This window comes from Mesorhizobium sp. USDA 4413 (genome assembly GCF_056280365.1).
Window position 1 is genome coordinate 3,767,899 of the sequence record NZ_JBVPRP010000001.1, and the last position, 24,014, is coordinate 3,791,912.

Consider the following 24,014-nt stretch of genomic DNA (forward strand, 5'->3'; position numbering starts at 1 on the left):
CCCATTGCCGGCTGCTAAAACCCGCAAAAGGTTGCAATGGTTCCGCGCCGGCGCAAGAAGCAAGGGTCAGTCGGGAAGGTTGATCGGCTCTTCGCACGATAGACGCGGCACCCGCCGTCCTTGGTCGGAACCGTCGTCGAGACTGGCACTTCCGGCCAGTCGCACCCGTTGCCGAACTGCCGAACGAGCCGGTCATAGGTGTTCGGACCCGTGGTCAAGACAGCGGCATGATCGCTCTGATCAGCGCCTGCGTCTGCGCGCAGGTCATCGCGCGCGTGTCGGGCCGGGCCGTGGCGGCGCTCACGCTGCAGCCATTGTGCCGGCCAACGATATTTTGCCGGCAGTAAATGCGATCGACTGAGTTCTCATGGGCGTCGAATGTGGATCGCGGCTAGAACACTGCAAGATATTTGAGCAGCGAAACAATTCCGATGATGATGACGATGATCTGCGCGATCTGGCGCGCGCGGGCATCGAGCGGAAGGCGTTGCACGAGATACAGCACCAGGATCACAACCAGGAAGGTGATCAGTATGCCGATAAGAGCGCCCATATGCCTGCCTCCGTTTACCAAGGTTGCCCGGATCGGGCTGCCTCAAACGGGCGGGCGGGAGAATGGTTCCACGAAGGTAAAGTGGAACAGGAGACTTGGCGAACACGTTGTTCAGCATCTTTGAATATTAAGGATAGGAACATGAAGGACGTGTTCAGCACCGCTACTGTTATCGTCTCAATCGCTATCGCCATCGCGCTTATGTTTTTGGTCCCCATCAAACTTGAAGCCAACCCTGGACAGCCGATGGTGTCGTCTTACTCGGCCAGTCCCCAGTAGAATCGGCCCGGAAGTGAGCGGAACATGCGCGCCGCTTGCGAGTTGACTTGGTCATAACGGCGCCGGGGTAGCGCTTCAGAAAGAGGAAAAGGTCATGGGTCTCGGCACAATTCTTATTATCATTCTTATCCTTGCTCTGCTTGGCGGGTTTAGCGGCATAGGCGGTGGGCCGTTCTACGGCACTGGCTACTACGGCGGCGGTGGTTTGGGGCTGGTTCTTGTTATTGTCATCATTCTGGTTGTGCTCGGACGGATCTGATCGCCGCCCCGGCAATTAAGCCGACGCATGCTCAGCTTCGCTGCGAGTTGTTCCAGCGTGGACGGTTTTGGCGATGAACTGCACATAGTGGTCGAGCACGCGTTTTGGCGCTCGGAGCGCCCTGCGCCGTAGCAGCGCCCTGGGCGCGACGGCTGCGGCGCTTGGCAGCCCACCGGCACTGCACGGGTCTCGCTAACGCTCGCGCCCACTGCATTCGAGGCAGACGATGCTATGCCCCGGGCAGCTCAGCCGATGCGTGCCCTCCGGGCAGCAATGGCCGTTCGAGCTCAGCCAGCGCTCGCAAACGAAAACCTTCTTCGCCCCGTGGCAGCGGGAGCATTCCTGTGGACGCGTCGATCCTTCCCGCGACTCGACGCGATGTTCCACTTCAACGACCGTGTTCATCCGTCAGTCCCCCAACGCCTGGATTATCGGTCACATAGGTTAATTCACCGTTCTTTACATTAGTGTTTATGAATGTGAAGCCCACGAAAGCGTTATCGCGCTTCATGCGCTTGTGCGCTTTCCCTTTGCGCTGCCCTTGCTAAATGTGGGGCCGCTCCATGCGACGGCAGATTCTGCCGGGCAGGGCAGGCAACGGGGACCTTCTTGCAATGACATGGACCGGCGCGGGTGCGCTTTTCATCCTCGTAGCCACTTATGCCGGCGTCGCTGTCGGCCGCATCCCGGGTCTTCGCCTCGACCGCGCCGGCATCGCGCTGCTGGGGGGCGCCGCCATGATCGCCATCGGTGCGATCGGTATCGAGGACGCCTACAAAGCCATCAATTTCGACACCATCACTCTGCTGCTCGGCATGATGATTGTGGTCGCGCATCTGAAGGTGTCGGGCGCGTTTCGCGCGCTTGGCGGCTTTGCCATCGAGCATGCCCATGCGCCTTTCATGCTTTTGGTCATGGTGACTCTGTTGACCGGCGTGCTCTCTGCCTTTCTGGTCAACGACGCGATCTGCCTGGTGATGGCGCCGATCGTCGTCCACGTCACACGGGTGATCAATCGCAACCCGGTGCCTTACCTCATCGCCACCTGCACGGCCTCGAACTGCGGCAGCGTGGCCACCATCACCGGCAATCCGCAGAACATGGTGATAGGCGCGCTGTCGGGCATTTCCTATCCGGCCTTCACGCTGGCGCTCGCGCCGGTGGCGCTGTTCGGCCTGCTCTGCGTCATCGTTATCGTGCGTTACGTCTACCGCGCCGAATTCTCCCGCCCCGCCGAACTCAGCCCGGAAGTCTATCGCGGCCGCATGCTGCCTGGGCAGGTGCTGAAGGCCACCATCGTCTGCGTGCTGCTGGCGCTGGCTTTCTTTGCCGGCGTTCCCGTCGCCAAGGCGGCGCTGATCGCCGGCGCCTTCCTGCTGGTCACCCGGGCGATCAAGCCACGGCGCATCTACCGCGAGATCGATGGGCCGCTGCTCTTCATGTTCGCCGGCCTGTTCGTGGTGGTTGCGGGCGCCGAGCGCACGCTGCTCACCCCGGATATGGTCGCCTGGGCGAAGGACGTCGGCCTCAACGATGTCTGGCGGCTCTCCGGCTTCACCGCGGTGCTTTCCAACATCATGAGCAATGTACCGGCGGTGCTGGCGCTCCGACCCTTCATCCCCGGGTTGGAAAATCCGGAGCGCGCCTGGCTGGTGGTGGCGATGAGCTCGACGCTTGCCGGCAATTTCACGCTGCTCGGCTCGGTCGCCAATCTGATCGTCGCGGAGCAGGCAAAGGCGGCCGGCAAGGAGCTTTCCTTTTCCGCCTTCTTCAAGGTCGGCCTGCCGCTGACGCTGGTGACGCTTCTCGCCGGCACGGCTTGGTTGGCATGGTCCTGAGGGTGCTCTTCCCTGCCGGACCGCATCAATCGGGACGGCCCCGCCGGCTAGGCGGCGTCCTTACCGGCCATCCTCGCCCGTATCAGGGTCGCGGCGGCATGACCGGCGGCGTTAACGTAGTCGGGATTGTGGTGGATCAGCATGCTGGAAAAAGCACCGTCCATCAGAAGCACGATCTCGCGCGCCAACATCTTGGCCTGGCCGACATTGTGGTCTGAAAGTGCGCCGGCCAGCCATTTTTCGAAATTGGTCTTGTGGCGCGCTCCGGCCTTGACCGCCGGATGCCCGGGCATCGCCGCCAGCTCGGCCGCCGTGCGCAGGAAACCGCAGCCCTTCCATTTTGGGTGACGCGCCACCCTCGCCAGGTTGGTGAAGATTGCCTCGACCTTCTTGTCCGCGCCGCCCTCCGCCGCGTCGAACCAGCCGGCCATCTGCTCGAGATTGGGCTGGTCGCGCCCGTCGAGATAGGCAGCGATCAGATCGTCCTTGCTCTTGAAATGGTAGTAGAGCGTGCGCTTGGTGAGCCCGGCTTTCTCGGCCACGGCATCAACGCTGACGCGGCCGATGCCTTCGGCGTAAAAGAGCTTGGTCGCCGCGTCGACGAGGCGTTTTCGGGTCGGGTTGGCTTTCTCGTTCATCATATAAGTATACCGACTAGTGAATATACAAGCAATCGCAAGTCTGCTCCTTATCCGGCCGAACTGCCGGAAAGGAAAGGTCATGACCGAACTTGTGCTGAGCGAGACGCGCGACCGCGTCGCGATTCTCACCCTCAACCGCCCCGACAAGCTGAATGCGCTGAATTACGCGCTGATTGACCGACTGCTGTCGCTTCTCGACCGGATCGAGACGGACGACGGCGTGCGCGCCGTCATCCTTACCGGGGCAGGGGAGCGAGCGTTTTCCGCCGGCGCTGATATCCACGAATTCTCGTTGAGCGTGGCCGAAGGCACCGATGTCGCGCTACGCGATTTCGTGAGGCGCGGCCAGCGTCTGACGGCGCGGCTAGAAGCCTTTCGCAAGCCGGTCATCGCCGCCGTCAACGGGCTGGCTTTCGGCGGCGGTTGTGAGATCACCGAAGCGGTGCCGCTGGCGATCGCCAGCGATCGCGCGCTGTTCGCCAAACCGGAAATTAACCTCGCCATGCCGCCTACCTTCGGCGGCACGCAGCGCCTGCCGAGGCTTGCCGGGCGCAAGCAGGCGCTTGAACTGCTTTTGACAGGCGAGGCGTTTTCGCCGCACCGCGCCGCCGAGCTTGGGGTTGTCAACAAGGTCGTGCCACATGCCGAATTGATGCCGCAGGCGGAAGATCTCGCTCGACGCATCATTGGCCATTCGCCGGCTGCCGTCGCCGCTATCCTCACCTCGGTCGCCCGCGGCATTGATCACAGCATTGCCGAGGGCTTGCTCGTCGAGGCCGAGCAGTTCGCGCGCATGGCCCCCACGGCAGATCTGCGCGAAGGCCTGAGTGCCTGGATCGAGCGGCGCAAGCCGGTCTATGATGGCGCATGGACGCATGTCACCCGGCCAGCAGAGACAAGACGAGCGGCGCGGTGGCTTGATCGAATGGCGAGCGGGGATAGGCCCGGGTGATCGGTGTGGCTCTATGCTACCGCTTTGAGCGGCGGCGGTACCTGCACGCGCGCGGCCGCCGCCAGCAGGTCGGTCTGGGTGATCAGTCCGAGGATATGCCGCTCGCTATCGACGATCACCACGGCATGGCTGCGGCCGTCGGTCAGCACCGGCAACAGGCTCATCGCCGGCGTATCGGGCGAGGCTGTGCCGGCCTTCGACATCACCCCTTTCACGGTTTCGCTGGCTCGTGTCAGCTCGCGCAAGCCGACCGCGCCGGTGAGACGGCCGCTCGCGTCGATCACCGGCAGGGTGCGAATATTGTGGTCGATGAGCTGTTTACGCGCCTCGTCGGCAGAGGCAGATTCCATCACCGAGATCACATCGCGGGACATGATGTCCCGGCAAAGCAGCGTGCGCTGCGAACGCACCGTCGCCTGCAGTTCGACCTGCCGCAGCAGGCGCTCCAGGTCGTCACGGTCGATGTCGAAGGTCTCGTCGAGCGCCGAGAGCGCGGCGTCGACATCCTCGGGCCGGAAGCCCACGCGCTCGGCCGGCGGCCGGTCGGCAGTGCCGTGTCCGCTGGCGGCGGGCACATGCACATGCGGATAGTTGCGCCGAGACAGCTTATGGAAGAGGAAGCCGAGCGCGACCAGGATGGTCGAATTCAGCGCCACCGGCACGAAGGGGAACAGGAAGCCCGCGGCGGTAACCGCCGGCCCGCCGAGCACGCCGGTGAGTGCCGCGGCACCTCCCGGCGGATGCAATGAGCGCGTGAACGACATGGCGGCGATCGCCAGCGCTACCGCAAGGCCGGAGGCTATCACCGTGTCATGCACAAAATGCGCGACCGTCACGCCCACCAGCGCCGAAATCGTGTTGCCGCCGACAATCGACCAGGGCTGCGCCAGCGGGCTCGACGGAACGGCAAAGAGGAGCACGGCGGAAGCGCCCATCGGCGCCACCAGCATCGCCACAAGCGGGCCGCTGCCCATGGCAAGCCCGCTGATCATCCCGGTGAGCGCGATGCCAATGGTCGCGCCGATGCAAGCAAGCAGCCGTTCGCGAAGCGTCGCGCCGGCAAGGATCGGAACGAAAAGGCGAAATGCCATGGCCGGCCCTGTCAAACGGGGAATTCTGTGCAATGGGCAATGCCGCCAAAGGCGGAAATTGGAAAGCCAAACCGATCCGTTTCATCGGCGCTGAGGGGAATATTATTGCGCGATGCGGAACCTGTGGCAGGCCACCGACAGCCTCCACTTGGACAATCGCGTCAATCCTTTAGGAAGGTTTGCGGAATCGGTTCGGCAATTCGCCCGAATGTCATGGCCTTGGCGAGGAGTATGCCGGTGCGGGGTGCGCCAACCGGGCATGGGAGGATTGCTGCAAGGTTAGGCGAGGCGCGGATGCGCCTCGCTCTCCGGTAGGGTGATCAAGGGGCTACCTCGATATGGCCCTTCATGTTGGGATGGAAGCGGCAGAAATAGTCCACTGCCCCTGCCGCCTTGAGCGTAACCTTGCCCTTCGACTTCGCCGGGATCATCACATCCCAGCCGCCTTTGACCGTGGCGGTATGGGCGAGAATATCCATGTTCGTCCACTCGATCGTATCGCCGACCTTGGCCTGGACGCTTGCCGGCGAAAAGACCAACTTGTCGATCGTCACCTCGATGGTCGCCGCGAGCGCCGGCGACGCGATGAGCGCCGCCGCCAGCGCTGGCGCAAGAGCCAGCGGCCTCATTTCAGCATGCCGGCGACATGTTCGGCATGTTGCTCATGCCCCTGGAATATCTTGAGGCCGGTCTCCAGCAGGCTCTTCAGCTCGGCATTAGTGGCCGAGGGGATCAGCAAGGTTTCGAGCGCGCTGTCGACCTGCTTGTGATAGGCCACTTCGTTCTCGATATAGGCCTTGTCGAAGGCTGCCCCTTGCAGCTTTGCCAGCTTGGCGCGCTCCTCCTTCGCGGCCTTGGCCAGCGCCTTGCTGGTGTCGTTGTCCTCGGGCGTGACCTTCAGCTTCTTCACCAGGTCGAGCGCCTGCTTGTTCACCGCCGCATGGTCGCGCTCCATGTCCTTGGCGAAGTCGATGATCTCCTTGTTTTTCGACTTCTTGATCGCCAGCTTGGCCGCTTCGATGTCGATCGTGCCGGCCGTATAGGCGATATGGGCGATCTGCGGGTCGGTGGGCTTTTCGGCAGCTAGCGCCAGCGGCGCCGTACTGATCAAAAAAAGGGCGGCGAGGGCGGCAGTCGGTCGCATGAACATGGCATCTCCTTCGCCCGGCGGTTCTGGCCTCGGGCTTCATCTGGTGTTGACTGCCATTGGATGCGGGCAAGAACGAAACGTTCCCGGGAAAAGGGCGGGAGATCGAAATCAGGGCTCGAATCCCAACCTTCTCATCACCGCCTGCGTCAGCCGCTCGCAGCGCCGGCCGGCGAAGGGGAAGGCGTCGAGCAACACCGGGCCGATCTCGTCGTCCAGCGCCTTTCGCACCAGTGTTCGCGCCCGGTGCAGCCTGGTCTTCACCGTCTCGGGTTTCACGCCCAGCAGGTCGGCGGTCTCCTCGACGCTGAGGCCCTCGATGACACGGGCGACGAAGACGGTACGATAGACATCGGGAAGGCTGTCGGTCGCCCGTTCGACAAGCCCGAGGATCTGCCGCTGCGCCATAGTCCGCTCCGGATCGTCTCCTGGATTCAAGTCGTTTTGGTTCAAGGGAAACCGGATGATCTGCGCTTCCGGATTTCCGGGCATCGCAACGATCCGCTTGCGCTTGCGCAGCCGGCCGAGCGCTTCGTTGATGACGATGCGCGACAGCCAGGTCGAAAGCGAAGCCTCGCCGCGAAAAGCGCCGAGATTGGCGAAGGCGCGCATATAGGCCTCCTGCACGATATCCTCGGCCTCGGCGTCGTTGCGCACGACGCCACGCGCGATGCGGTAGAGTCGCTGGTTGTACGTCTTGATGATGGTGCGGAACGCGTCTGGATCGCGCGCAAGCGCCCGGCGCACCAGCGCCATGTCGCCGGCCTCGGCCGGGCCGACCTCGGCGGCTTCCATGGCACGCTTTCTCATCTCGCCCGATCTCCAGACAGTGTTACATCCGCACTGGATGCGCCCGCGGACAAAAGGTTCCCGCGTTAGTTGCGTGGGCCATGCTACAGCTTCGGCCGAGGCCTGTCTGCCGGTCTATGGGAGCTTTCGCCAATCAGCCTCTCATCCGGCGGCAGCCGCCGCGGCCAGGCCGCGGAGAATGTCGGCCTTGAGGTCCTCGACATCTTCCAGCCCGATCTGCAGGCGGATCAGCGAGCCGGCGTAAGCCCCCTTGGCGATGGTGCGGTCGCCGAGGAAGACCGGAACGGCAAGGCTCTCATAGCCGCCCCAGGAATAGCCGAGCCCGAAGATCTTGAGGGCATCGAGAAAAGCGTGCTGCGCCTTCTGCCCGCCGCCCTTGAGCACGACCGAGAAGACACCGCTCGAGCCGCAGAAATCGCGCTTCCAGAGCGCGTGGTCGGGATGGCTGTCCAGAGCCGGGTGCAGCACTTGCGCGACACCTGGCTGCTCCTCGAGCCACCGCGCGATATCGAGCGCGCTCTTGCGGTGCTGCTCGAGCCGCACCCCCATGGTGCGCAGGCCGCGCAGCACCTGATAGATGTCGTCGGGACCGGAGCAGCACCCGAGCGTGCAGAAGCCGTCATAGAGCTTCGTCCAGCAGCTCTCGTTGGCCGAAACCAGGCCGAGCAGCACATCGGAATGCCCGGCCGGATACTTCGTCGCCGCATGGATCGAGATATCGACGCCATGGTCGAGCGGCTTGAAGTAGAGCGGGGTCGCCCAGGTGTTGTCCATCATCACGATAGCGCCGGCAGCATGCGCTGCCTTGGCGATAGCCGGGATGTCCTGCACCTCATACGTGTTCGATCCCGGCGATTCGGTGAACACCACCTTGGTGTTGGGCCTGATCAGAGATGCGATCCCGGCGCCGACGCGCGGTTCGTAATATTCGACCTCGATGCCGAGCCGCTTCAGCATCGTATCGGCGAAGTGGCGCGTCGGGTGGTAGACGCTGTCGACGATCAGCAGGTGGTCGCCCGCGGCAAGGAAGGCGAGCAGCGGCACGGTCACGGCGGCGAGCCCCGAAGGAACGGCGACGGTTCCGGCCGAGCCTTCCAGCGCATCGACCGCGAGCGTGAGCGCATCCATCGTCGGCGTGCCGCGCGTGCCGTAAGTGTATTTCTGGCTGCGCCCGGCCATGGATGCCGCGTTTGGATAAAGCACCGTCGAGGCATGCACGACCGGCGGATTGACGAAACCGAAATAATCGCGCGGGTTGTTGCCGGAATGGGCAAGCAGCGTGTTGATGCCCATTTCTATATCGTCTTTAGCCATGGTTCGTCGCCAGCCAATTCATATAAGGGGTCGAATGATGTCAGGGGACCAGCCATAAAGCGGCGGCAAGGCCCGCGCAACCGCGCCTGGCCCGCCAAAAGCCGGTGTTCCGGTGGGCCAATCCAGCGGCGCACGCGCTCAATAACCTGCAGCTATTGCCGAAGCGGATTTCGTCGCCGGCGATCGATTCGGGACGACGCAACTTGACTGATTTGTTTGCACGGCCTGCCGGTTTCATGGTGCTCTTGTCCGCAATTCACGCATTTGCGGCAATTGGTTTTCAAGCGGGTCGCAATTCGGTCATTTCCCTTGACCTCACAGGAATAATCGCCTTCGATGCGTTTCGTGAATGGGAGGCAGGCATCGTAACCGATGCGGGTCCGGGAGTGGGCCTTAACGTGGGAGCTGCATTCACAAACGAAAAAAGATCAGTGTCGCCTGGCAGCAGGGGGCGCCTGTAACCAGAAAAGGGTCTGTGGGTCATGAAACACATTGCAATCGGCATCCTTGGCGCCGCCGCGCTCGGGTTCATGGCGTCCGCCGCTTCGGCCGGCACGCTCGACACCGTTAAGCAGAAGGGCTTTATCCAGTGCGGCGTCTCGACCGGCCTCGCCGGCTTCTCGGCACCGGACGACAAGGGTGAGTGGAAGGGCATCGACGCGGACTTCTGTCGCGCCGTGGCGGCCGCCGTCTTCGGTGACGGCTCCAAGGTTAAGTTCACGCCGCTCAGCGCCAAGGAGCGTTTCACCGCGCTCCAGTCGGGCGAGATCGACATCCTGTCGCGCAACACCACCTGGACCAGCAACCGCGACAGCGCGCTCGGCCTCGATTTCGTCGGCGTCACCTACTATGACGGCCAAGGCTTCATGATCAACGCCAAGAAGCTGCCGGGCGTGAACTCCGCGCTGCAGCTTTCGGGCGCCGCCGTCTGCGTGCAGAGCGGCACCACGACCGAGCTCAACCTCGCCGACTACTTCAAGAAGAACAAGATGGAATACAACCCCGTCGTGTTCGAGAAGCTGGAAGAGGTCAACGCAGCCTATGACGCAGGCCGCTGCGATGCTTACACCACCGACCAGTCCGGCCTTTACGGCATCCGCCTGACACTGTCCTCGCCGGCCGACCATGTCGTGCTGCCAGAGATCATCTCCAAGGAGCCGTTGGGCCCGGCCGTGCGCCAGGGCGACGACCAATGGGCGCATATCGCGCGCTGGACATATTTTGCGCTGCTCAACGCCGAAGAAGCCGGCATCACCCAGGCGAATGTCGACGAGATGAAGACGTCGACCGATCCGAACATCCAGCGTATCCTCGGCACCGAGCCCGACGGCAAGTACGGCGCCGATCTCGGCCTCTCCAACGATTGGGTCGTCAACATCGTCAAGGCCGTCGGCAACTACGGCGAAATGTTCGAGCGCAATGTCGGCTCGGGCAGCCCGCTCAAGATTGCGCGCGGCATCAACGCGCTGTGGACCAAGGGCGGCTTGCAATATGGCCCGCCGATCCGCTGATTGAAATGTGATCCGGGGGGCAGGTCGTCTGCCTCCCGGTTTCTCTTTTCAGGGGACGGTCCATGGCTTCGCAGGAAATACTTCGCGAGGAGCCGAGCCGCGGCTCCTTCATCAATGACCCGAGAATACGCAGCCTGTTCTTCCAGACGCTGGTTGTGATCCTGCTGTTCGGCTCGATCTGGTGGATCATCAACAACGTCATCGAGAACCTCCAGCGCCTGCACATCGCCTCTGGCTTTCAGTTCCTCAAGAGCAGGGCCGGCTTCGATATTTCCGACACGCCGATCGCCTACACTTCGGACGCGACCTACGGCCGCGCGCTGATCGTGGGCCTTCTCAACACCATCATCGTCGCCGTCGCCGGTATCGTCATCGCCACCATTGTCGGTTTCATCATCGGCATCGGCCGCCTGTCGCAGAACTGGCTGATCCGCAAGATCTGCACGGTCTATGTCGAAATCTTCCGCAACATCCCGCCGCTGCTGGTCATCTTCTTCTGGTATTCGGGCGTGCTCGCCGTGCTGCCGCCACCGCGCGAAAGCATCCACCTGCCGTTCGGCTCCTTCCTCAACCAGCGCGGCTTCTATTTCCCGCGCGCCATTTGGGGGGATGGTTCCTGGCTGATCGGCGTGGCATTGCTGCTCGCCATTGCCATGGCTTGGTTCGTCGCTCACAAGGCACGTCAGCGGCAGAGGGCGACCGGCCAGCAATTCCCGGTATTCTGGACCTCCCTGGCGCTTATTGTCGGCCTGCCGGTGCTCGCCTTCTTTCTCGGCGGTATGCCGCTCACCTTCGACTTCCCGAAGCAGTCGACCTTCAATCTCACCGGCGGCTTCTGGGTCAAGCCGGAATTCCTGTCGCTGTTGCTTGCGCTTTCCTTCTACACGGCCGCCTTCATCGCCGAGATCGTGCGCGCCGGCATCAGGGGCGTGAGCAAGGGCCAGAGCGAAGCGGCGGCTGCGCTCGGGCTGCGTTCCGGTCCGATCATGCGCCTCGTGGTGGTGCCGCAGGCAATGCGCATCGTCATCCCGCCGCTCACCAGCCAATATCTCAACCTCACCAAGAACTCCTCGCTGGCAATAGCCATCGGTTATCCCGATCTCACCGCCACCGCCGGCACGGTACTGAACCAGACCGGCCAGGCGGTCGAGGGCGTGTTCATCATGATGATCGCCTATCTGGTGCTGAGCTTGGTGACGTCCTTCGTCATGAATATCGTCAACGCCAGAATGGCGCTGGTGGAGAGGTAGGGCCATGCAGGAACACGATATGTCCTGGGTGCGCACCGAGATGGCGCTTGCTCAGCCGGCACCGCCTACTGAACATGGCGCCTATGCCTGGGTGCGCAAGAACCTGATCGGTTCGGTCGGCGACGCCATCCTCACCATACTCGGCATTGCCATTGTGCTCTGGATTCTGCCGCAGGTCATCAACTGGGCCTTCATCAATGCCGTTTGGAGCGGGCCGGACCGCACCGTCTGTGCTACCGTTTCGCAAGGTGGCGTCCAGCCCGACGGCTGGACTGGCGCCTGCTGGGCCTTCGTCAACGCCAAATTCGGCCAGTTGATGTTCGGCACCTATCCGATCGAGGAGCGCTGGCGGCCGATCCTGGTCGGCATCCTGTTCGTGCTGTTGCTGGTGCCGATGCTCATCCCGCGCGTGCCGCGCAAGGGGCTGAATGCAATCCTGCTCTTCGTGGCGTTGCCGATCGTCTCCTTCTTCCTGCTGGTCGGCGGCGTGTTCGGCCTGCCGCATGTCGAGACCCCGCGTTGGGGCGGGCTGCTCGTGACGCTCAGCCTCTCTTTCGTCGGCATTGCCGTGTCGCTGCCTTTGGGCATCATGCTGGCGCTCGGGCGCCGTTCGAAGATGCCGATCGTCAAATGGCTCTGCGTCGCCTTCATCGAGACGGTGCGCGGCATTCCATTGATCACGGTGCTGTTCTTCGCCAGCGTCATGCTGCCGCTGTTCCTGCCCGCGGGCGTCACCTTTGACAAATATCTGCGCGCGTTGATCGGCGTGTCGCTGTTTGCCGCCGCCTATATGGCCGAAGTGGTGCGCGGCGGCCTGCAGGCGATTCCCAGGGGCCAGTATGAGGGCGCCGATTCGCTCGGCCTCGGCTACTGGCAGAAGATGGGCCTGATCGTGCTGCCGCAGGCGCTGAAGCTGGTCATCCCAGGCATCGTCAACACCTTCATCGGTATGCTCAAGGACACCAGTCTGGTCCTGATCATCTCGATGTTCGACCTGCTCGGCGTGGTGAAGCAGAACTTTGCCGACCCGAACTGGGCGACGCCCCAGACTCCGAAGTCCGGCCTCATCTTTGCCGCCTTCGTTTTCTGGCTGTTGTGCTTCGGCATGTCGCGCTATTCAATGTACACCGAACGCCGGCTCGACACCGGCTACAGACGCTGATGCATGCCGCCCAAAAGTGTGTAGCGGTTTTGGGGATAACGACATGCATCAAACGCAACGATAAAAGGGGAATTGGCCATGGCCACCGAAAACGCCGTCAGCGCGGAAGACCTCAAGGTCAATGCCGGAAAGATGCATGTCTCGACCACCGATGTCGCCATCGACATCGTCGGCATGCACAAATGGTATGGCGAGTTCCACGTGCTGAAGGACATCAATCTGAAGGTGATGCGCGGCGAGCGCATCGTCATCTGCGGTCCGTCCGGCTCCGGCAAGTCGACCATGATCCGCTGCATCAACCGGCTGGAGGAGCACCAGAAGGGTAAGATCATCGTCGACGGCAAGGAGCTCACCAACGATCTGAAGAAGATCGATGAGGTGCGCCGGGAGGTCGGCATGGTGTTCCAGCACTTCAACCTTTTCCCGCATCTCACCATCCTGGAAAACTGCACGCTGGCGCCGATCTGGGTGCGCAAGATGCCGAAGAAGCAGGCCGAGGAAATCGCCATGCATTTCCTCAAGCGCGTCAAGATCCCGGAGCAGGCCAACAAATATCCGGGTCAGCTCTCCGGCGGCCAGCAGCAGCGCGTGGCGATTGCGCGCTCGCTGTGTATGAATCCGCGCATCATGCTGTTCGACGAGCCGACCTCGGCGCTCGATCCCGAAATGATCAAGGAAGTGCTGGAGACGATGGTTGGCCTTGCCGAGGAAGGCATGACCATGCTTTGCGTCACCCACGAAATGGGCTTTGCCCGCAAGGTCGCCAACCGGGTGATCTTCATGGATCAGGGCCAGATCGTCGAGCAGAACACGCCAGCCGAATTCTTCGATCATCCGCGCCATGAGCGCACGAAGCTCTTCTTGTCGCAGATCCTGCACTGAGCGATCCGACGCCAATTCAAAAAGCCCGGCCGTGAAACGGCCGGGCTTTTTTTGCTATCGGGGGCGGTAGTTGGCTCGATGGGCGGGACCGGTCGCACCTTGATGAGAAAGCTTTGGCGTTTCCTGGCCGTGCTGGTTGCCGCGGTGCTTGTTGCCGCCGCGCTCGGCACGGTGATACCGCGCCCGCTCTGGCCGGCCGCCGCAGAAGGTGAGGGCACGCGGCACATCCTTGTGCTAAAGAACCCGATCCACACCGACATCGCCGTGCCCCTCGATGACGGCGTGCGCCGGCGCTTCGCCTTCCTGGCCGGTGCCGGCCTGCCGATAGAGGCGCCGGGGGCGCGTTTCATTGTCTTCGGCTGGGGCGGCCGAGCCTTCTATCTGGAGACGCCGACTTGGTCGCAGCTGAAGGCCGCGCCGGTTCTGAAGGCGCTGACGCTCGACGCCTCGGTGATGCATGTCGATGTCGCGGGTGCGATCAAGGAGCAGCATCCAGACGTCGCTGGTTTTGATGTCGACGAGGCGCATTTTTCGGCGCTACTCGATTACATCGCCGTGAGTTTTCAGCAGGGGCCGGACGGGCCTGTTGTCATCGAGAACGCCGGCTATTCCAGCTTTGACCGTTTTTACGAGGCCAACGGGAATTTCAACGCTCTGGCCGGCTGCAACACCTGGACGGCGGCGGCACTGCGCATCGCCGGGCTGCGCACTGGCTGGTGGAACCCGCTGCCGGTATCGCTGGGATGGTCATTGAGCCTGTATAATTAGCCTCTGTATCAGCTGGCCTTGCGATCCTGCTTCGTAACATATTCGCGCAATGCCTTGTTGATCGCGCTTTGATAGCCACGACCTTCCGGCGTGTGCTGCTTGAACCAAGCAACGACATCGGAATCGAGACGTAGGGTCAGTTGCTGCTTGACCGGTTTGAAATACGGGTTTCGGGCAGCGCTCTGCCAGAATTCTTCGGTCAATTCGGGGATGTCAGTCGTATCGACATTATTCTCCGAACGCGCCTTCAGCGCAGCGATTTCCGCTTTCTGAGTTTCGGTCAGCGGGGGTGGGTTTGCAGGATCGAATTTATACCGAACGATTTTCCGCATAGCGTCTTCTTTCTCTCGTTGTTGCCCGCCGCGCTGAAATGATGCGGATCACGTCGAAGCCACCTTCTTCTCGATCGGCATGGGCAACCAACAAAACAAGCATGCCTTCGATCACACCTACGGTTTGCCAGCGATACTCATTGCCTTCCACCCTGTCTTGTTCAGTCAAGGCGAACGGATCAGAGAAAACGCGAATGGCTGTCTCAAAACTCACACCGTGCTTGCGCAAATTGGATCTGGCCTTTTCCAGATCCCATTCAAATCTCAATCCTTCCATATGCGTAACCACAAAAATGTAACTACAAATAGCCCCTGCGTCAAGTTGGCTGGTTGCAGTGATTCACCGCCTCATAACGGTCCGCTCCTCCCACCCGTAGAGCCAGTCCAGGTCGGCGGCGAGCTTCTCCGCCGGCCGCGTAGCAAGCACCAGATTGCGGGCAACCGCGACTGGCCCCCTGGCATGCCAGGCCAAGCGATTGAGGGCGCCGCGTTTCAGCACCTTTTCGACGCGCGGGCGCCTGAGATTCTCCCAGACAGTCAGGCTCTGCCTCGGATCACCCGGAAAATCGGCAACGAGATTGGCAAGCGTCGCGGCGTCCTCGATCGCCATGGCCGCCCCCTGCGCCGCGAACGGCGTCATGGCATGTGCGGCGTCGCCGATCAGCGCGATGCCCTCCTGCATCGTCCAGCGCCGCTGCGCGACCGTGTGGATGGGGAAGGCCGTCCACGGCCCGGCAAGCGCCGCCAGCTTCGCCAGCGTTGCCGCCGTGCCGCGCATGGCGGCCGAAAGGATGGCCGGGTCCGCATGGCCGGACCAGCCTTCGGCGATGCGCTCGCCCTTGGTGAAGGCCGCCAGATTGAAGGAGCTGCCCTTGCTCACCGGATAGGCGACCATGTGGAAGCCGGGGTGCAGGAAGATGGTGACGCAATCGGTCGCGCCGATTTGTATAAAGGTCTGGCCGGCGGCGCTTTCCGCCGGGACAGTCGCGCGCCAGGCGAGCTCGCCGGAAAAGCGGCTTGCCACAAAGCCGGCCGTCCGGGCAAGCCCGGCGCGAACCGAGGACCAGACGCCGTCAGCTGCGACCAGCAGGCCGCAAGCGACATCCGTCGCTTTGCCGTCGATCTCGACAGTGGCGGTGACGCCTTGAGGGCCGATGGCGATGTTGGTCACGCGCGCGCCGGTGAAAAGCTCGATGTCGGCCCGTTCCGCCACTGCCGCCATCAGCGCCGCCTGCAGGTCGGCGCGGTGCGCCACAAGATAGGGCGCACCCCAGCGCTTTTCTGCGGCTTCTCCAAGCGGCACGCGCGCAAGCTCGCGCAGGCTCCTTGCGTCCTTTAGCACCACCGCTTGCGGCCGGATCGCCTCGGGCAGCAGGCGACCGAGCACGCCGAGCCGGCGCAGGATGCGGGTTGCGTTGGGAGAAAGCTGGAGACCGGCGCCGGTCGCTTCGAGTTGCCTGGCCTGCTCGAACAATCTTACCGGGAAGCCACGCTCGGCAAAGGCAAGCGCCGCCGTCAGTCCGGCGATGCCAGCCCCGGCGATGACGATTTGCCGGGACCGTGTCTCAGTCATGGTGGCAAAGGACGATCAGGCGGCCTGGTCGACATAGAGGCAGCCGGCCGGCTGCGTTTCCGTCGCCTTCAGCGACTGCGAATAGCGGTAGAGTGTCGAGCAGTAGGGGCAGACCTTCTCGTTGTCGTCGCCCATGTCGAGGAACACATGCGGATGATCGAAAGGCGGGTTGGCGCCCGTGCACATGAATTCCTTGACGCCGATCTCGATAACCGGATGGCCCGCGTCGTTCTGGAAATGGGGAATGCTGCCGCCTGCCATCATCGTCTCCAATTGGGTTCGGCCAGTGGATGTGACCAGCCTGCATCTGGAGCATAACAGGCCAGTTTGCAAGATCGATGAAATCAAACTGTCGCAAAAGCCTGTCAGAGGATAAGTTGAGCCGGTTAAGCGCATAAGGCCGGGCGCGGAGCGATTCCGTGACGATCATGCGTCACAAAGAAGTGCTAGAGCGTCGCCGAACGGCAGTATGCGGCGCGCAGGGACGATTGCGGGCAAGAGCGGAAAACATGAACGAACTGAAGCCGGTGCAGAGCGAGTTCATCACTGTCGAGGCGGCAAGCCCGGAGGGCGGCAATCCCGACCGTTTCGTCAACCGCGAGTTCTCCTGGCTGCAATTCAACCGCCGCGTGCTGGAGGAATCGCTGAACGAGCATCATCCGCTGCTCGAACGCGTCCGCTTCCTGTCGATCTCGGCCGCCAATCTCGACGAGTTCTTCATGGTGCGCGTCGCCGGCCTTGCCGGCCAGGTGCGTGAGGGCATTGCTCTGAAGAGCCCGGACGGCCGCACGCCTGAGCAGCAGCTTGAGCAATTGCTGCGCGAGGTCGAGCGCCTGCAGGAGGACCAGCAGAAGAGCCTCTCGGCGCTGATGACCTTGCTCAACAAGGAAGGCATCGAAAGCATCACCCGCGATGCCCTCACCAAGGATGAGAAGGCCTGGCTGGAAGAGCATTTCCAGGAACAGGTCTTCCCAGTGCTGACGCCGCTGTCGATCGACCCGGCGCATCCGTTCCCGTTCATTCCCAATCTCGGCTTTTCCATCGCGCTGCAACTGCGCCATCGCAAGAACGGCGAGGAGATGAGCGCGCTCTTGCGCCTGCCGGTGGCGCTCAGGCGCTTCATCCGTCTTCCGGACCGCAAGCATCATGTCCGCTTCATCCCACTGGAGGAAGCGGTCGGCATCTATATCGGCAAGCTTTTCCCTGGCTACGAGGTCAAGGGTTCGGGCACGTTCCGCATCATCCGCGACAGCGATATCGAGGTCGAGGAAGAGTCGGAAGATCTCGTGCGCCTGTTCGAGACGGCGCTGAAGCGGCGCCGGCGCGGTTCGGTGATCCGGATCGAATTCGACACGCTGATGCCGGCGGAATTGCGCGATTTCGTCGCCGGCGAGCTCGGTGTCTCGGCGAGCCGCATCAGTGTTCTGACCGGCCCACTCGCGCTCAACCAGATTTCCGAGATCGTCGCCATTCCGCGCGACGACCTGAAGTTCACACCCTACAATCCGCGCTTCCCCGAGCGCATCCGCGAGCATGGCGGCGACTGCCTGGCCGCCATCCGCGAGAAGGACATCATCGTCCACCACCCTTACGAGTCCTTCGACGTGGTGGTGCAGTTCCTGCGCCAGGCCGCCGCCGATCCGGAAGTGGTGGCGATCAAGCAGACGCTCTACCGCACCTCGAATGACAGCCCGATCGTGCGCGCGCTGATCGACGCCGCCGAGGCCGGCAAGTCGGTGACGGCGTTGGTCGAGCTCAAGGCGCGCTTCGACGAGGAGGCCAACATCCGCTGGGCGCGCGACCTCGAACGCGCCGGCGTCCAGGTCGTGTTCGGCTTCCTGGAGCTGAAGACGCATGCCAAGATGTCCTTGATCGTGCGCCGCGAGGACGGAAGGCTGCGCAATTACGTCCATCTCGGCACCGGCAACTATCATCCGGTCACGGCCCGCATCTATACCGACCTGTCCTTCTTCACCACCGATCCGACCATCGCGCGCGATGTCGCCCAGATCTTCAACTTCATCACCGGCTATGCCGAACCGGCCGAGGAGATGCGGCTTGCCGTGTCGCCGTTCACGCTGCGCAAGCGCATCCTGAGGCACATCGCCGAGGAAGTCATCCATGCGCGCGAGGGACGGCCGGCCCGCATCTGGATGAAGATGAACGCGCTGGTCGACCCGATCGTCATCGATGCGCTCTACGACGCCAGCCGCGCCGGCGTCGAGATCGACCTCGTCGTGCGCGGCATCTGCTGCCTGAGGCCGCAGGTGCCGGGCCTTTCCGAGAACATAAGGGTGAAATCGATCGTCGGCCGTTTCCTCGAGCACAGCCGCATCTTCTGCTTCGGCAACGGCCATGGCCTGCCGTCGGACGAGGCGATCGTCTACATCTCGTCCGCCGACATGATGCCGCGCAATCTCGACCGCCGCGTCGAGACCCTGGTGCCCATCACCAATCCAACTGTGCATGAACAGGTGCTTGGCCAGATCATGCTGGGCAATGTCATGGACAATCAGCAAAGTTTCGACGTATTGGCTGACGGCACCTCCCGGCGCGTTGTGCTGGAAGAGGGCGAGGAACCGTTCAACGCGCAGGAATATTTCATGACCAATCCGAGCCTCTCCGGACGGGGCGACGCGCTGAAGTCACATGCGCCCAAGCGCATCGCCCAGTTCAAGCGCCGCAAGAAGAACGCCGCCGCGTGATTGCAGTCTCCCAGGGCCGGCTTCAGGACCGGCGGCCGCTATCGATCATCGACATTGGATCGAACTCGATCCGTCTTGTCGTCTATGAGGGGCTGGCGCGCTCGCCCACGCTTCTGTTCAACGAGAAGATGCTGGCCGGCCTCGGCCGCGGTATCGTTTCGACGGGCAAGCTCGACCCCGAGGCCGTGACGCGCTCGATGGAGGAATTCCGCCGGTTCCGCGCGCTGTCGGATCAGGCGGGCGCCGAGCACATCTATGTGCTGGCCACCGCCGCGGCGCGCGAGGCTGGCAACGGCCCCGATTTCATCCATCGCGCCGAGGACGTGCTGAAGACCGAGATCCGCGTGCTCACCGGCCGCCAGGAAGCTTATTATTCGGCGCTCGGCGTCATTTCCGGCTTCCATCCGGCCAACGGCATCGCCGGCGACCTTGGCGGCGGCAGCCTTGAGCTGATCGACATCAATCGCGAGGCGATCGGCGACGGCATTACACTGCCGCTCGGCGGCCTGCGCCTGCAGGACATGGCGAAGAACTCGCTCGTTCAGGCACAGAAGATCGCGCGTCAGGAACTGGCGCGGGCAAAGCTGCTCAAAGGCGGGCAGGGCAGGGTCTTCTATGCCGTCGGCGGCACATGGCGAAACCTCGCCAGGCTGCATATGGAGATGACCAACTATCCACTTGGCGTCATGCATCACTACGAGATTTCGGCCGACAGCGCGCAGGCTTTTCTGAAGCAGGTGGCCAAGGGCGAGGTCGAGAAGGTGCGCGGCATCGAGGGCGTTTCCAAGAACCGCCGCTCGCTGCTGCCCTACGGCGCGGTCGTGCTGCAGGAGATCATGGCGGCGATGCAGCCCTCGAAGATCGTCGTTTCGGCGCAGGGCGTGCGCGAGGGCTTTCTTTATTCGCTGCTCGACGCCGAGGAGCAGAAATCCGATCCGCTGATTTCGGCTGCCGAGGAACTGGCGCTGTTGCGCTCGCGCTCGGTGCACCACGCGTATGATCTGGTCGAGTGGACTGGCAAGGCGTTCAAGGCCTTCGGCATTGACGAGACCGAAGACGAGGCGCGCTACCGCCATGCAGCCTGCCTGCTTGCCGATATCGGCTGGCGCGCGCATCCTGAATACCGCGGCAGGCAGTCGCTCAACATCATCGCGCATGCCTCCTTCATCGGTGTCGACCATCCCGGCCGCGCCTATCTGGCTCTGGCCAACGCCTATCGCCATGACGGCATCTTCAACGACACCATCGCACCCGAGATTAAGGCGCTGGCGCCGCCGCGCCTGCTCGAGCGCGCCCGCGTGTTGGCCGCGATGATGCGGGTGGTCTACCTGCTGACGGCCGCAATGCCCGGCGTCATGCCGCGGCTGAAATGGGAAAGCCGCGGCAACGGCGCGCTGGCGCTGGTGCTGCCGGCCTCGCTCTCCGATCTCTATGGCGAGCGGCCTGCCGGCCGGCTGGCGCAGCTCGCGCGCATCACCAACCGCCGGCTCGTGCTGGCGGTCGACGGCGGCCCAAGCATTTCCGTCAAGTAGGGTTTTCTGCCGAATAGGTCCGGCTCAGGTCGCCTCGGCGCCGATCCCCGAAGCCACGCCCGTCGGCCGACCATGCGCCGGCGCCGGCCATGGCAAGCGCCAGGAAGCCACCGGCAAGGGCGATGTCCTTCATCAGCATTTGCTGGTGCAGGAAGGCAAGCGTCGCGTCGTCGCCGCCTTGGCCGTAATGGCCGATGAAGCTGGCCACGATGCAGAAGGCGGCAAGCAGAAGCGCCACGATCCGCGTCTGGAAGCCGACGAGGATCAAAAGCCCGGCAACCAGCTCGAACAGGCCGGTGCCCCAGGCGGCCAAGGTCGGCTGCGGCAGCCGGAGCCCGGCGAAATAATTGATCGTGCCGGCGATATTGGTGAGCGCCTGGAAACCCGACGGCACGAAGAGCGCGGCAAGAAGGAGCCGCGAGACCAGAAGCAACGCGTTGCGAAACATGGCACCTCCCTTGCCGGCGCATGACGCTGGCTGCCGGCGCAGTCTACGCCTGCAACGAAAAAGCGGCGCGGAAAATTCCGCCGCCGCTCGCGTTCAAGGCTTGGGAGGCCAAGCAATTCCAGGAAAAGTGTGAAGCGTTTAGGTTCGGCGACTTCGCCGTAACCTTCCGTTCGGAATTGCGTCAGACAAAAAACTTCAGGCGCGCTTGGCGTCGATCGAATAGGCGCCGGCGCCGGACGAGGCGAGCAGGATGAAGCCGCCGGTGATGGCGAGGTTCTTGAGGAACTGGATCATCTGCATCTGGTCGGCCCAGCCGGTATGCGCGACCAAGCCAGTGGCGATCGTGAAGATGGCGAGTACCCAGGCGGCGATGCGGGTCTGGAAGCCTAGGAGGATGGCAAGGCCGCCAAGCAGTTCGATCAGGCCGACGACAACGGCGGTGACGGTCGGCACCGGAAGGCCGAGAGCGCCGAAATAGCCGGCGGTGCCGGAAATGGCGGTGAGCTTGCCGAAGCCGGAAAGCAGGAAGATGACGGCAAGCAGGATGCGGCCGAGCAGGATCGTTACGGAACCATTGGGCGCGGTGCCGGCGACGGAAGAGTTGATGGACATGGCGGTTCTCCGAGTGGGTTGAATGGTCGTCAGATAAACGATGGAGACTGTTCACAAAAAGCCGCCTATGTGGCGACACATTGTTCACAGAACCTATGTCCTACTGGTCTGCGGTTTGCGCGAAATCCATGCCGCGGCAATGAGCGGCGGGAGCAAATTCTCCCACCGCAAAATGTCTCCTCGGCTCCACCCTGGATAGGAAGCGGCCCTCAGCCCGGATGCGTCATGTCCTCCGGCCGCACCAGCCGGTCGTAATCGGCTTCGCTGACCAGACCGGTAGCCAAGGCCTCCTCGCGCAAGGTCGTGCCGTTCTTGTGCGCGGCCTTGGCGATCTTGGCGGCGTTGTCATAACCGATGGTGGGCGCCAGCGCCGTCACCAGCATCAGCGAGCGCTCCAGCGCGGCCTTGATGTTGTCCTCACGCGCCTCGATGCCCACCACGCAATTGTCGGTGAAGGATACGGAGGCATCGGCCAGCAACTGCACCGACTGCAGGAAATTATAGGCCATCAGCGGGTTATAGACATTGAGCTCGAAATGGCCCTGGCTGCCGGCGAAGGTGAGTGCTGCATTGTTGCCGAACACCTGCACGCAAACCTGCGTCAGCGCCTCGCACTGGGTCGGATTGACCTTGCCCGGCATGATCGAGGAGCCCGGCTCGTTTTCCGGCAGCGAGAGCTCGCCCAGGCCCGAACGCGGGCCGGAGCCGAGCAGGCGGATGTCGTTGGCGATTTTGAACAGCGCCGCGGCGGCCGCGTTGATCGCGCCATGCGAGAACACCATGGAATCGTGCGCCGCGAGCGCCTCGAACTTGTTTGGCGCGGTCACGAAGGCGATGCCGGTGATGGCGGCTATACGGTCCGCTACCTTTTCCGCGAAGCCGACCGGCGCGTTAAGGCCCGTTCCGACGGCGGTGCCGCCTTGCGCCAGCTCCTGCAGGCCGGGCAGCGTCTGCTCGATGCGCTTGATCGACGAGGCGACCTGCGCGGCATAGCCGGAAAACTCCTGACCGAGCGTCAGCGGCGTGGCGTCCTGCGTGTGCGTGCGGCCGATCTTGATGATGTGGTTGAAGGCGCGGGCCTTGGCGTCGAGCGCCTTGTGCAGGTGATGCAAGGCAGGGATCAGGTGATGCACGACCCGCTCGGCACAGGCGATGTGCATGGCCGTCGGATAGGTGTCGTTGGACGACTGGCTCATATTGACGTGGTCGTTGGGATGCACCGGCTTCTTCGAACCCATCACGCCGCCGAGCATCTCGATCGCCCGGTTGGAGATCACCTCGTTGGCGTTCATGTTGGATTGCGTGCCGGAGCCTGTCTGCCACACCACCAGCGGAAAATGGTCGTGGAGCTTGCCGTCGATGACTTCCTGCGCCGCCTCGACGATCGCCTTGCCGATGGCGGGATCGAGCCGCTTCATCTCCATGTTTACCTCGGCCGCGGCGCGCTTGACGATGCCGAGCGCGCGCACGATCGAAGCCGGCTGCTTTTCCCAGCCGATCTTGAAATTGCCCAGCGAACGCTGCGCCTGCGCGCCCCAATATCGGTCGGCCGCCACCTCGATGGGGCCGAACGTATCGGTTTCGGTTCTGGTCTTTTCAGCGCTCACGGCAAGTCTCCGGTCTGTCGATTTGGGCAAGGGCGTATCGCGTTGCACAAACGGCATCAAGCGGAGATTCCGCGCAGGGAAGATGCAAATCGTTTGAAGGTAGCGCCGGCAAACTCCCCCGTGATGGGACCTCAAGGGAGAGATGTCGCCGAAGGCCACAGAGGGGTGGCGCCGCGCGTGAAGCGCCAACCTCTGTTCGCTTCCCAAGATATCGAGATGACCTCTCTGGCCTGCCGGCCATCTTCCGCTCGAGGGGGAGATTGCTCACGCCATCGGCGGTCCGAGAATGTCGATGCCGTTCTCTCCACATAGTCTCGTCAACGCCGCGACCATCTCAGGCGTCGGCTCCGCCGGCGGCGGCAGGCCCGGCCGCGCTGCCGGCCGGCTTGCCTGGCGAACCATGGTCTCGAAACCGGAGCCGCGCGTGATGGTAAGCGTGTGAGCGCCTTGCGGGGATTCGACCTTGAAAGTATGCGGCAGGCCCTTCGGCGCGATGACGGTCTCGCCTGCGCCGACGATCCGTTCATGGCCGTTGATCTGAAAACCGCATGCGTCCTTCGAGGATGTGGAACACCTCGTCCTCGTTCCGGTGCACATGCAGCGGCGGTGAATCGCCATGGGGCAGGCGGTGCTCGATGACGCATACGCCGTCCTCGCCGTCGGCCGACGAGACCTGGATAACGACGAGCGTGTTGTTGAACCAGAGGAGTTCCTTGCCTGCGATGGTCCTGTTGATCATTGTCATGAT

At 62.9% G+C, this 24,014-nt stretch carries 27 protein-coding genes; 12 read left to right on the forward strand and 15 right to left on the reverse strand.

The annotated features are described in order from the left end of the window. Window positions 1-391 precede the first annotated feature (391 nt). The gene (locus ACVMIM_RS18370; RefSeq protein WP_278050620.1) at window positions 392-553 is read right to left on the reverse strand and encodes a Thivi_2564 family membrane protein; all 162 of its coding nucleotides are present in this window, start codon (window positions 551-553) and stop codon (window positions 392-394) included. Between the two features lie 141 nt (window positions 554-694). On the opposite strand from ACVMIM_RS18370, the gene ACVMIM_RS18375 reads away from it, so the two are divergent. The 3 genes from ACVMIM_RS18375 (at window position 695) to ACVMIM_RS18385 (ending at window position 2,929) form a co-directional block, all read left to right on the forward strand. Then, window positions 695-832 (forward strand): hypothetical protein, encoded by a 138-nt coding sequence (locus tag ACVMIM_RS18375; protein ID WP_278050619.1) that lies wholly within the window; start codon window positions 695-697, stop codon window positions 830-832. Window positions 833-926: 94 nt separating this feature from the next. Next, entirely contained in the window at window positions 927-1,091 is a 165-nt protein-coding gene (locus ACVMIM_RS18380; RefSeq protein ID WP_082045228.1) for a DUF3309 family protein, read from the forward strand. A gap of 614 nt (window positions 1,092-1,705) precedes the next feature. Next, window positions 1,706-2,929 carry an anion transporter gene (locus tag ACVMIM_RS18385; protein WP_476113719.1) on the forward strand — a complete coding sequence of 408 codons (1,224 nt, stop codon included), beginning with the start codon at window positions 1,706-1,708 and terminating at the stop codon, window positions 2,927-2,929. A gap of 47 nt (window positions 2,930-2,976) precedes the next feature. Here the strand turns inward: ACVMIM_RS18385 and ACVMIM_RS18390 are convergent, their stop codons facing one another. Beyond that, entirely contained in the window at window positions 2,977-3,567 is a 591-nt protein-coding gene (locus ACVMIM_RS18390; protein ID WP_041002619.1) for a TetR/AcrR family transcriptional regulator, read from the reverse strand. An 82-nt stretch (window positions 3,568-3,649) separates the two neighbouring features. Between ACVMIM_RS18390 and ACVMIM_RS18395 the strand changes: the two genes are divergently transcribed. Further along, the gene (locus ACVMIM_RS18395; protein WP_041001209.1) at window positions 3,650-4,522 is read left to right on the forward strand and encodes a crotonase/enoyl-CoA hydratase family protein; all 873 of its coding nucleotides are present in this window, start codon (window positions 3,650-3,652) and stop codon (window positions 4,520-4,522) included. Window positions 4,523-4,533: 11 nt separating this feature from the next. Here ACVMIM_RS18395 and ACVMIM_RS18400 read toward each other — a convergent pair whose 3' ends face one another. The 5 genes from ACVMIM_RS18400 to ACVMIM_RS18420 all read right to left on the reverse strand — a co-directional run bounded on the left by ACVMIM_RS18400 (window position 4,534) and on the right by ACVMIM_RS18420 (window position 8,884). Next, on the reverse strand, window positions 4,534-5,613 hold the full coding sequence (locus tag ACVMIM_RS18400) for an HPP family protein (RefSeq protein ID WP_476113721.1): 1,080 nt from the start codon (window positions 5,611-5,613) through the stop codon (window positions 4,534-4,536). 320 nt (window positions 5,614-5,933) lie between these two features. Next, window positions 5,934-6,242, reverse strand: coding sequence for a cupredoxin domain-containing protein (locus ACVMIM_RS18405; RefSeq protein WP_476113722.1), 309 nt, complete (start codon window positions 6,240-6,242; stop codon window positions 5,934-5,936). Next, the gene (locus tag ACVMIM_RS18410; protein ID WP_476113724.1) at window positions 6,239-6,763 is read right to left on the reverse strand and encodes a DUF4142 domain-containing protein; all 525 of its coding nucleotides are present in this window, start codon (window positions 6,761-6,763) and stop codon (window positions 6,239-6,241) included. The genes ACVMIM_RS18405 and ACVMIM_RS18410 overlap by 4 nt, the downstream gene beginning before the upstream one ends. 108 nt (window positions 6,764-6,871) lie before the next feature. Continuing rightward, a complete protein-coding gene (locus ACVMIM_RS18415; RefSeq protein ID WP_476113725.1) occupies window positions 6,872-7,570 on the reverse strand; it encodes an RNA polymerase sigma factor in 699 nt (232 codons plus the stop codon). Window positions 7,571-7,711: 141 nt separating this feature from the next. Continuing rightward, entirely contained in the window at window positions 7,712-8,884 is a 1,173-nt protein-coding gene (locus ACVMIM_RS18420) for a cystathionine beta-lyase (RefSeq protein ID WP_476113727.1), read from the reverse strand. 482 nt (window positions 8,885-9,366) lie between these two features. Here ACVMIM_RS18420 and ACVMIM_RS18425 point away from each other — a divergent pair, with 482 nt between their 5' ends. From ACVMIM_RS18425 to ACVMIM_RS18445, 5 genes are all read left to right on the forward strand, one after another. Continuing rightward, window positions 9,367-10,395: an amino acid ABC transporter substrate-binding protein gene (locus ACVMIM_RS18425; protein ID WP_041001199.1), complete on the forward strand. Its 1,029-nt coding sequence runs from the start codon at window positions 9,367-9,369 to the stop codon at window positions 10,393-10,395. 62 nt (window positions 10,396-10,457) lie between these two features. Then, a complete protein-coding gene (locus tag ACVMIM_RS18430) occupies window positions 10,458-11,645 on the forward strand; it encodes an amino acid ABC transporter permease (RefSeq protein ID WP_476113728.1) in 1,188 nt (395 codons plus the stop codon). Window positions 11,646-11,649: 4 nt separating this feature from the next. After that, complete coding sequence (locus tag ACVMIM_RS18435) at window positions 11,650-12,807, forward strand: amino acid ABC transporter permease (protein WP_476113729.1); 1,158 nt, start codon at window positions 11,650-11,652, stop codon at window positions 12,805-12,807. A gap of 78 nt (window positions 12,808-12,885) precedes the next feature. Continuing rightward, entirely contained in the window at window positions 12,886-13,689 is an 804-nt protein-coding gene (locus tag ACVMIM_RS18440; RefSeq protein ID WP_052457670.1) for an amino acid ABC transporter ATP-binding protein, read from the forward strand. A gap of 102 nt (window positions 13,690-13,791) precedes the next feature. Continuing rightward, complete coding sequence (locus ACVMIM_RS18445) at window positions 13,792-14,457, forward strand: TIGR02117 family protein (protein ID WP_041002615.1); 666 nt, start codon at window positions 13,792-13,794, stop codon at window positions 14,455-14,457. 8 nt (window positions 14,458-14,465) lie between these two features. Here the strand turns inward: ACVMIM_RS18445 and ACVMIM_RS18450 are convergent, their stop codons facing one another. The 4 genes from ACVMIM_RS18450 to ACVMIM_RS18465 form a co-directional block, all read right to left on the reverse strand. Continuing rightward, entirely contained in the window at window positions 14,466-14,789 is a 324-nt protein-coding gene (locus ACVMIM_RS18450) for a BrnA antitoxin family protein (protein ID WP_476113732.1), read from the reverse strand. Next, on the reverse strand, window positions 14,767-15,066 hold the full coding sequence (locus ACVMIM_RS18455; protein WP_082045227.1) for a BrnT family toxin: 300 nt from the start codon (window positions 15,064-15,066) through the stop codon (window positions 14,767-14,769). The genes ACVMIM_RS18450 and ACVMIM_RS18455 overlap by 23 nt, the downstream gene beginning before the upstream one ends. 63 nt (window positions 15,067-15,129) lie before the next feature. Beyond that, complete coding sequence (locus ACVMIM_RS18460; protein ID WP_476113733.1) at window positions 15,130-16,362, reverse strand: FAD-dependent monooxygenase; 1,233 nt, start codon at window positions 16,360-16,362, stop codon at window positions 15,130-15,132. A gap of 15 nt (window positions 16,363-16,377) precedes the next feature. After that, window positions 16,378-16,623 (reverse strand): zinc-finger domain-containing protein, encoded by a 246-nt coding sequence (locus ACVMIM_RS18465; RefSeq protein WP_041002613.1) that lies wholly within the window; start codon window positions 16,621-16,623, stop codon window positions 16,378-16,380. 248 nt (window positions 16,624-16,871) lie between these two features. On the opposite strand from ACVMIM_RS18465, the gene ACVMIM_RS18470 reads away from it, so the two are divergent. Beyond that, a complete protein-coding gene (locus tag ACVMIM_RS18470; protein ID WP_476113735.1) occupies window positions 16,872-19,067 on the forward strand; it encodes an RNA degradosome polyphosphate kinase in 2,196 nt (731 codons plus the stop codon). Beyond that, the gene (gene ppx, locus ACVMIM_RS18475; protein ID WP_476113737.1) at window positions 19,064-20,599 is read left to right on the forward strand and encodes an exopolyphosphatase; all 1,536 of its coding nucleotides are present in this window, start codon (window positions 19,064-19,066) and stop codon (window positions 20,597-20,599) included. The genes ACVMIM_RS18470 and ppx overlap by 4 nt, the downstream gene beginning before the upstream one ends. On the opposite strand, the gene ACVMIM_RS18480 is transcribed toward ppx, so the two are convergent. The 3 genes from ACVMIM_RS18480 to fumC form a co-directional block, all read right to left on the reverse strand. Then, window positions 20,592-21,047 carry a DoxX family protein gene (locus tag ACVMIM_RS18480; protein ID WP_476113738.1) on the reverse strand — a complete coding sequence of 152 codons (456 nt, stop codon included), beginning with the start codon at window positions 21,045-21,047 and terminating at the stop codon, window positions 20,592-20,594. The two genes, ppx and ACVMIM_RS18480, sit on opposite strands and share 8 nt — an antisense overlap. A 195-nt stretch (window positions 21,048-21,242) precedes the next feature. Beyond that, complete coding sequence (locus ACVMIM_RS18485; protein ID WP_041001185.1) at window positions 21,243-21,659, reverse strand: DoxX family protein; 417 nt, start codon at window positions 21,657-21,659, stop codon at window positions 21,243-21,245. A 209-nt stretch (window positions 21,660-21,868) separates the two neighbouring features. After that, window positions 21,869-23,266, reverse strand: a complete 1,398-nt coding sequence (gene fumC, locus ACVMIM_RS18490) for a class II fumarate hydratase (RefSeq protein WP_476113740.1) — start codon at window positions 23,264-23,266, stop codon at window positions 21,869-21,871. 286 nt (window positions 23,267-23,552) lie between these two features. Here fumC and ACVMIM_RS18495 point away from each other — a divergent pair, with 286 nt between their 5' ends. Then, complete coding sequence (locus ACVMIM_RS18495; protein ID WP_476113742.1) at window positions 23,553-23,708, forward strand: hypothetical protein; 156 nt, start codon at window positions 23,553-23,555, stop codon at window positions 23,706-23,708. 81 nt (window positions 23,709-23,789) lie between these two features. On the opposite strand, the gene ACVMIM_RS18500 is transcribed toward ACVMIM_RS18495, so the two are convergent. Continuing rightward, entirely contained in the window at window positions 23,790-24,011 is a 222-nt protein-coding gene (locus tag ACVMIM_RS18500) for a cupin domain-containing protein (RefSeq protein WP_476113743.1), read from the reverse strand. Window positions 24,012-24,014: the final 3 nt, after the last annotated feature.